The organism is Bacillus sp. EKM501B, from assembly GCF_011800505.1.
GTDB lineage: Bacteria > Bacillota > Bacilli > Bacillales > Bacillaceae_G > Bacillus_A > Bacillus_A cereus.
Map to the genome: position 1 here is coordinate 1 of NZ_JAALFZ010000040.1, position 8,566 is coordinate 8,566.

Sequence of the window (8,566 nt, forward strand, 5' to 3'; positions counted from 1 at the left end):
AGTTAGTTTGTCTAGCATCTAAAATAAAAATTGACGTTTCACGTTGTTTGTTTCGTTCAGTTTTCAAAGAACTACTTAGCCGCTCATTTGCGACTTCCTTATGTTAACATTTTCATCTTTCAATGTCAACTAAGTTTTTTATTTCGTTTGTCGCTTTCGACGTTATTGTCATCGGCGACTTGTTCTATATTACACCCCTGTAGATCAATCGTCAATACCTTTTATCTTTTTTATTTTATAAATCATAAAAGCTTTGCCCTCTCTTAATTTCTAACACATCCTTAGAACTTCTTAAACTTATGTATTCAAATTAACAATCTGCAGCCTACACTCTCTAACTTAATACTAATACTTTTCTAAAGAATGAATGTGAGACCAAGTAAATATATATTAAGGATAGTATTTTTTCTTTTAGTACGTTCTCCCTCCTGCTCATCTCTAGGGGGATTATAAATAAAACACTTCTCTTCTTTACCTTTAAAAAAGGGAAAGAAATCTAATACCCTTAGGAGGCGTTATGAAATGCATGTTAATAAAAAGATAATTTATGTATCCCATGATGCCCATTTCCACGGAGCACAGCTACTTTCTTTACATACTATTAAGGCTCTTAAAGAAAACTTTGATTACTCTGTTGCAATTATTTCTATTGGATCCGGTATTTTAATTCCCGATTTTCAAAAGTACGGTCCTGTTTATTGTCTCGAGCAAGGTTATCAAACAGAAGAAAAGGTCGAATTATTAATAAAGGATTTATTATCACAGAATTTTACCCTCGCCATATGTAGCACTGTCATAAGTGGCGATATCGTCGCATTACTAGCTAGACAAAATATAAAAGTTGTTTCATTAATACATGAATTACCGCATTTAATACAACAGTACTCTGCTGAAGGGAAAGCTAAAAACATCGCTGAATTTGCTTACAAAGTTGTCTTCCCTTCACAATACGTATATGAAAAATTTCGTACAATCACTGAATTGGATCCTCAAAAATGTCACATTCTCCCTCAAGGTTTGTTTAACCACAATCCTTATAAGAACAATATTGCAAAAGCTAGAAATGAGTTACGTAAGAAGCTTAACCTGCCTCTAGATAGCAAAATCATCTTGGGTGTAGGCTTCGCAGATTATCGGAAAGGGATAGATTTATTCTCACTTATCTCTTACTCAGTAAGAAAGACTCACAAGGATATTCATTTCATTTGGGTAGGGAGAACAGACGTTCAATTCCTGAATACACTGCCCCCTAAATATAAAGCACATTTCACATTAGTCGATCCTACTCCCGATATCGGATTATATAACGCTGGGGCTGACTTATACTTATTAACTTCAAGGGAAGATCCTTTTCCAAATGTTGTTTTAGAAGCATTAGATGCAAAACTTCCTGTTATAGGGTTTAAAAATGCTGGAGGTTTTGAAGATGTTGTTACAGAAAAAACTGGTGCCTTAGTAGACTTTTTAAATTTACCCAAAATGCTAGAAAAAATATATGAATTTATTCATGATGAGGGATTACGATTACAAAAGGGAAGCTTTGGCCAAGAACTTATCGAAAAAAACTTCAATTTTCTTAATTACATTTATCAATTACTAGATCTTCTCGAACATAATTACAAAAAGATAAGTGTAATCATACCGAACTATAATTATGAAAAATACTTACCTGATCGAATCGAATCAATATTAAACCAAACCTACCCTCTTTACGAACTAATTTTCTTAGACGATGCCTCCACTGATCATAGCGTATCAACTTTTAAAAAGCTGCTTTCAAAAGAAAATAAGACCCACCTGAAGGTTCAACAGATTATTAATGATAAAAACTCTAGTTCTGTATTTAAACAATGGATAAAAGGAGTCTCTGCAGCAACTGGTGATTATATTTGGATCGCAGAGGCCGATGACTTATGCGATAAGACATTTTTACAAGAGGTGATACAGGGGTTTTATATAAATAACAATATTACCTTAAGTTACACACAATCAAAACAAATAGATGAACAAGGAAATGTATTGGCTAATCATTATTTAAATTACACAAATGATATCGATAAAGAAAAATGGAAAGCCCCCTATTTTCGAAAAGGCGTCGAAGAAATACAAGATACGTTACTTATCAAAAACACTATACCTAATGTTTCAAGTGTAGTTTTTAAAAATATAGATATGAAGAAAACGGAAAAACAGTTAGAGAAGTTCAAAATAGCTGGCGACTGGTTCTTCTATGTTTCTCTTCTTACAGAGGGAGATATTTACTTCAATCCAGCCCCCTTAAACTATCATAGACGACATTTAAATAGCGTAACGAGAACAGAAGATTCATACTCCCATTACAATGAAGTTGTGCAAATGCAAAATTTCATTAAAGAAAAATTTACTATCGACGACATTTCTAAAATGAAAATGTATACATATAGAAAGTATCTTAAAACATACTTAAAAATTTAAACGTGTGCTTTCTATACCATCAATATCTCTTGTAAGGCGCTACTATTATTTAAGGGGGAATACTCTTTGAAAGACTTTATAGAGGAACATAAAGATTTAATTTCTCAAATCGCACACAGCTATAATGTAAATGCAAGTATCCATCCTGAGGATCATATCTTTCAGTTCATTGTCACTAATCCCGTCTTCCCATCAAAAAAAGAAGCGATAGATTATTACTTTAAAGATGGGCAAAACTCAGCACAAATACTCTTAAACTTAATTACTTCCCTTTATCCTCCTACAGTCAATCCAATTAAATTGTTAGAATTTGCATCCGGATACGGCTGCGTAACACGTCATTTATTAAATCTACAAGCGAATTTGAGTATAACCGCTTGCGATATACACGAAGAGGCTATTTCCTTTATTGAAAACAAATTAAATAATTCTTCTATATTATCTCATCCTGAGCCTGAACAGTTAAAATTGGACTCCTCTACGTACGATATCGTTTTTTGTCTATCCTTTTTCTCTCATATGCCTGATACAACTTGGTTTCGTTGGCTGCAAACATTGTATAACGCTGTTTCACCTGGTGGTTTATTCATTTTCACAACCCATGGCTATCAAAGCAAAAAATACTTCGGGTTTCCAAATTTAAATGAAAAGGGCTATTGGTTTCTCTCTTCTAGTGAACAATTCGATTTAGATGTGAATCAATACGGACAAACGATAGTTAGTCCCTCTTACGTGTGTGACAAAATTAAATTATTACCCCATAACCCAATTATCAAAAAGTATACTGAAGGATTTTGGTGGGAACATCAAGACCTTTGGGTTATAGAAAAAGAAGTAAATTAATAACCCACGCTCTGCTTATATACAAGTAGAGTGTGGGTTATTATTTTTTACTATATAAGAACTCTTCAATCCATAGCTTATTTAATCTAATCCCATGTTTAAAATCTATTTTAGGTTCCCAATTCAATTCTTGTTTTACCTTATCAATATTTAAAATGATTTTTTGAACGTTCTCTTGTTTTTGTTTGTAACAGATAAAATCCACTTTTCTTTCTGTTATTTTCTCTAATTCCACTATAATTCGTTTTAAAGAAAGACCTTTGCCACTCCCTATGTTGTATACGCAAGATTTCAATTGATTTAATTGTGCTAGTTGTATAGTAATTTCAACTAAATCATCGATATAAATATAATCTCTAATAATTTCCTCCGGATTCCCATATATATGAATCCTTTCATTACTGAGATGCTGGTACAAAAAACAATTTATCGCCCCTACTTTTTTTAAGGGGTTTTGGTATTTTCCATACGGATTAGAATATCTACATACAACATAATCTATTCCATATTTTCTCTTATAAAAATACAAATAATTCTCCAGCGAAACTTTTGTTATTCCATACGGGGAAAGTGGTCTTAATGGATGTTTCTCATCAATAGGCAAATATTCAGGTTCACCATAAACTGTGCCTCCCGAAGAAGCCAATATAATTTTTTTAATACGAAAATCTTTAACACTTTCCATGAAATTAAGAAAAAATAGACTGCTATTAATATCACCGAAAACATCTTCAATTGAAGTTGCTACGTTAGACGTCGCAGCTAAATAAATAATAATATCTATATTCACTAAAGCCTTATATATATCCTCAACATTTTCTAAATCACCTTTAATAAATTCAACTTCACTTATAATATTTTGAGGAAAATTATTTATATGTCTGGAAAATACTTTTACATTTTGCCCCTGTTTCAATAAACCCAATGCGAGGTTGATACCAATGAAACTATTTCCACCTACTATTAAATAATTATTCTTCCTCATAATATCATCTCTCTAGTAATAAATTTTTCCTATCGTCAAACTTAAAAATATACACAAATAAACTGGATCATTTTGATTATTCATCCTCTTATCATTGTATGTTTGTTATAAATTTTCATTATCTTTATTTTCTATTTTCATTTTATAATAGCTTCCTTATTCAGGTTGACTGCAAAAACACTCATAATATTTACTCATCCCCATGAATATATTTAATAAACAATCCTCACTTGTTTACCCCATAAAAAAGCTTCTACATACACAAAGTTCTCAAAAAAGGAGCGCTAAACTCATGAAAAATATAAATCAAGAACTTTTAAATCATGTAATCCTACATAAAGATCGAATTCCGCATTACCATAAAGACTTTCCCCTTATACTATTTTGGAGTCATAGAAGCGGATGCACCTCATTAGCTAATTGGTTCTTTTTTCAAATTGGATTATTTACTGAAGCAAAGAAATACAATGACTTTATTCATTACTATGAGTTCTGGGTGTATAAAAACAGTACAAATTACATTCAACAATTACAAAATAGTCTTCTAGAGGCTAAAAAAAATGTTTGTAAACTTGTACGAAATCCTTATACAAGAGCTGTCAGCTCATTTTTATTACTTGCTGACAATCCATATGCTAGCCCACAATGGGAAAGCATCCGTCATTATTTTTATAATGATAAATATAGTAATCAAGGAATATCATTTAAACAATTTTTATATTACGTTCAGGCATTCGATTCCAATTCCCTAGCTTTAGATATACATTTTAGTCAACAATACGTCCCTGGTGAAGAAAATTTCATTCAATGCTATATTCCTTTAGAAGATTTTAATACACAAATCACCAAGATGGAGCACATGTACGATTTGATGAAATCCCCTTTAGCACTTTTTACAAATTCAGATCATCATCGTGCTCACAAGATGATTTATGCAGGAAGCTATGCAGAACTTAGCATTACAGATCCAGGCTTTCCCCGATTTCCAACATACGAAAGCTTTTATGATAAAGAAACTATGGATTTAGTTACAGAAATATACGCACAGGATTTTGAAATGTACCCATACACGAAAGGGATATTTTAAGTCTATACATTTTTCCACGAATAAAAGCTGATACATCGCATAGCATAAAGTGAAACTTTAATTCGAGTGGGAGTTCTCTCCAACTAATTATTCCCTTCTCCTAATCGTAATTTTAAGAGATACCTAACTTTCACCCATTTCCTTTAATTTCGCCGATTGTTGACGTGTATCATACTTTCCATACATAGATTGCATTTATTAACATAGGAGGGATATCGTGTGGAAATCAATTTGAAACACAATAATGGGTACTGCGTTATTTGCGAAAAGAAAGCTACATTTATAGAGCATAATGATTGGCTTAGAGATCATTATTTATGTTCTACATGTAACTCTATACCAAGGCAGCGAGCTTTAATCCATGCTTTACATACATTTTTTCCAAAATGGGATTCCTATAATATTCACGAATCCTCTCCTGGAGGAATTACGACTCAGCTACTATTAAAAAACTGTAAAAACTATACTTATTCTCAATACTTTAGAAATTATCCTCTTGGCCAATACTTTCAAGGTATTAGATGTGAGAACTTAGAAGACATGACTTTTGAAAATGAATCTTTTGATTTATTCATTACTCAAGACGTTTTTGAGCATGTAATGACGCCAAACAAAGCCTTTAAAGAAATAGAACGAGTATTGAAACCTGGCGGTGCTCATGTATTTACTGTCCCTTGGTATCATACACTCACAAAAACTGTGCAAAGAGCAAGAATGAATAAAGAGGTGATTGAATATATTGAAGAGCCCATTTATCATGGAAACCCTATTGATGAGAATGGATCTTTAGTAACGTTCGATTGGGGGCAGGATATGATTGAATATATTTATACACATGCAAACATGTATACAATTGTTTATTTACAAAAGGATAGATCACTAGGGTTAGATGCTGAATTTTTACATGTTTTCATTAGTAAAAAGCAAGAAAATAAAGTTTAATCACTATATAATTCGGAGGTTTAACAAATGAATAACTTTAAGTTAGGAAGTGATTTTGATCATCTTGTTAATTCACTATCTGATGCCGAACTTCTAAATTTATTTATACAAAGTTGTTCACAAACAACGATAAATGGGGTTCCCGTACCTATGTTTCCTACTGAAGAAATTCAAAAACAATTTGTAGGTGCTTCCTATGAACATGCTCTTTACGAAGCATATTTGTTTTATAGCCATATAAAAGAATACGCCCAAAATTTAGGAGTTCCCTTGAATAAAGAAAGTAAAGTTTTAGACTTCGGATGCGGATGGGGAAGAATTATACGCTTCTTATTTAAAGATGCCTCTGATCAAAATTTACTTGGCATTGATGTCGATCCTGCGATGATCACACTTTGTAATGAAACACTAGGAAGAGGGATATATAAAACAGCAAGCCCACATCCCCCTGTAGATTTTATTAGCGACAATTCATTAGATATCATATTCGCTTATTCTGTATTCTCACATTTATCCGAAGCAACTGCCGAAAATTGGGTAAAAGAATTTTCAAGAGTTCTTCGCCCTGGTGGAATCTTCATCGCAACAACACAAGCGCGCTATTTTCTTGATTTTTGTCAACAATTCCAAGAACATCCTGAATTAATTCAAACAGGATGGCATAAAACTTTATCTCAAGCTTTTCCAGATATACATCGCGCCATCTCGGATTATGAAAACGGCAAATTTGTTCATAGCCCTACTGGTGCAGGGGATGTTAGAAATAGTAGTTTTTACGGAGAAACCGTTATACCTAGGACTTATATTGAAAATCATTATGAGAAATATTTAAAGCTACAAGACTTTTTTGATGATGTAAATCGATTACCACAGGCCCTCTTTGTCCTTCAAAAAATTTAATTCCTTTCATTCAACGTAATAAATTTCATGACGAAAAGTACTTTCTATTTCAGATATATATCAAATTACCTAATACTCTCTTATTAAGTAAGCTTAAAAAATCCAATACATACCATAAAAAAAAACAGTAAACAGATAACATATCTCTTATTTTAAAATTGCTTCACCAAATCAAGAATAACTTCCCAACACTTGAACTACGAAAAACACGAGGGGGATATAACTTGAAAATAATCGCTTTTTACTTACCACAATTCCATCAAATTAAAGAAAATGATCGATGGTGGGGGAAAGGATTTACTGAATGGACAAATACTAAAAGTGCACGACCTTTATTTTCAGGACATTATCAACCTAGGGAACCTTATCAAGATTTTTATTACGACTTAACTACCCCCTCCGTAAGAAAGTGGCAAGCAAAAATCGCTAAAGCATACGGTATATATGGTTTTTGTTATTATCATTACTGGTTTAAAGGAAAAAGACTATTAGAAACACCCTTTAATGAGGTACTAAAGATGAAAGAACCTGACTTCCCTTTTTGTCTTTCTTGGGCAAATGAACCATGGACAAAATCTTGGGATGGTCTCGATAAACATATATTAATGCCTCAAGACTACGGAGATATATCTGATTGGAAGGAACACTTTGATTATTTATTACAGGCTTTCCAAGATGAGAGATATATTTATATAGATGATAAACCTCTATTCATTATTTATCGTCCAGGACATATTCCTGATTGTGAAAAAATGCTTAATTACTGGAATGCATTAGCGCGAGAAAATGGTTTAAAAGGTATATACTTTGCTGAAACATTAAACAGTTTTCCACTACCTAATATAAATGGATTCGATGCTAGCATTCAGTTTGAACCTTTCTATACAATTGCCCATGATAGCTCTTCAGACATAAATAAGGTAATATATGATTCTGATATGCAATTAAACGTTTGGGACTACGATAAAGTATGGATGTATATATTACAACGATCGCTCCCAAAGAAAAAAACATTTCCTGGTGCTTTTGTTGATTGGGATAATACTGCACGACGTAAAAACGCGAATAGCAGCATCTTTGTAGGTTCTACCCCTGAAAAGTTCACCATATATTTAAGCAAGCAAATTCATCGGACTTACTCTTTTTATAACAGCGAGTTTTTATTTATTAACGCATGGAACGAGTGGGCGGAAGGAACTTACTTAGAGCCAGATAAAAAATATGGATTTTCTTATTTAGAAGGGGTTAAAAATGCAATTGATAGAGGTATGAAAGCATACAAAAAAGACGAGTCATTCTGACTCGTCTTAAAGTTGCTTGGCGACGTCCTACTCTCACAGGGACAAGGTCCCAAC

At 32.6% G+C, this 8,566-nt stretch carries 7 protein-coding genes; 6 read left to right on the top strand and 1 reads right to left on the bottom strand.

Annotated features, from left to right (window positions below; all coding sequences use genetic code 11):
* The first annotated feature begins 522 nt into the window (after positions 1-522).
* Complete coding sequence (locus HFD78_RS28685) at positions 523-2,454, top strand: glycosyltransferase (protein WP_000558378.1); 1,932 nt, start codon at positions 523-525, stop codon at positions 2,452-2,454.
* A gap of 66 nt (positions 2,455-2,520) precedes the next feature.
* The gene (locus HFD78_RS28690; protein ID WP_000651241.1) at positions 2,521-3,297 is read left to right on the top strand and encodes a class I SAM-dependent methyltransferase; all 777 of its coding nucleotides are present in this window, start codon (positions 2,521-2,523) and stop codon (positions 3,295-3,297) included.
* 40 nt (positions 3,298-3,337) lie between these two features.
* Here the strand turns inward: HFD78_RS28690 and HFD78_RS28695 are convergent, their stop codons facing one another.
* The gene (locus tag HFD78_RS28695; protein WP_001230827.1) at positions 3,338-4,282 is read right to left on the bottom strand and encodes an NAD-dependent epimerase/dehydratase family protein; all 945 of its coding nucleotides are present in this window, start codon (positions 4,280-4,282) and stop codon (positions 3,338-3,340) included.
* A gap of 292 nt (positions 4,283-4,574) precedes the next feature.
* Between HFD78_RS28695 and HFD78_RS28700 the strand changes: the two genes are divergently transcribed.
* The 4 genes from HFD78_RS28700 (at position 4,575) to HFD78_RS28715 (ending at position 8,512) form a co-directional block, all read left to right on the top strand.
* The gene (locus HFD78_RS28700; RefSeq protein ID WP_000790055.1) at positions 4,575-5,369 is read left to right on the top strand and encodes a sulfotransferase family 2 domain-containing protein; all 795 of its coding nucleotides are present in this window, start codon (positions 4,575-4,577) and stop codon (positions 5,367-5,369) included.
* A gap of 219 nt (positions 5,370-5,588) precedes the next feature.
* Complete coding sequence (locus tag HFD78_RS28705; RefSeq protein ID WP_000405118.1) at positions 5,589-6,311, top strand: class I SAM-dependent methyltransferase; 723 nt, start codon at positions 5,589-5,591, stop codon at positions 6,309-6,311.
* 27 nt (positions 6,312-6,338) lie between these two features.
* A complete protein-coding gene (locus tag HFD78_RS28710) occupies positions 6,339-7,211 on the top strand; it encodes a class I SAM-dependent methyltransferase (protein WP_001058694.1) in 873 nt (290 codons plus the stop codon).
* Between the two features lie 224 nt (positions 7,212-7,435).
* A complete protein-coding gene (locus tag HFD78_RS28715) occupies positions 7,436-8,512 on the top strand; it encodes a glycosyltransferase WbsX family protein (RefSeq protein ID WP_000690999.1) in 1,077 nt (358 codons plus the stop codon).
* The last annotated feature ends 54 nt before the right edge of the window (positions 8,513-8,566 follow it).

Coding starts and splice junctions, on each gene's coding strand:
- HFD78_RS28685 (WP_000558378.1), top strand. CDS start 523: ATGCATGTTAATAAAAAGATAATTTATGTATCCCATGATGCCCATTTC.
- HFD78_RS28695 (WP_001230827.1), bottom strand. CDS start 4,282: ATGAGGAAGAATAATTATTTAATAGTAGGTGGAAATAGTTTCATTGGT.
- HFD78_RS28700 (WP_000790055.1), top strand. CDS start 4,575: ATGAAAAATATAAATCAAGAACTTTTAAATCATGTAATCCTACATAAA.
- HFD78_RS28710 (WP_001058694.1), top strand. CDS start 6,339: ATGAATAACTTTAAGTTAGGAAGTGATTTTGATCATCTTGTTAATTCA.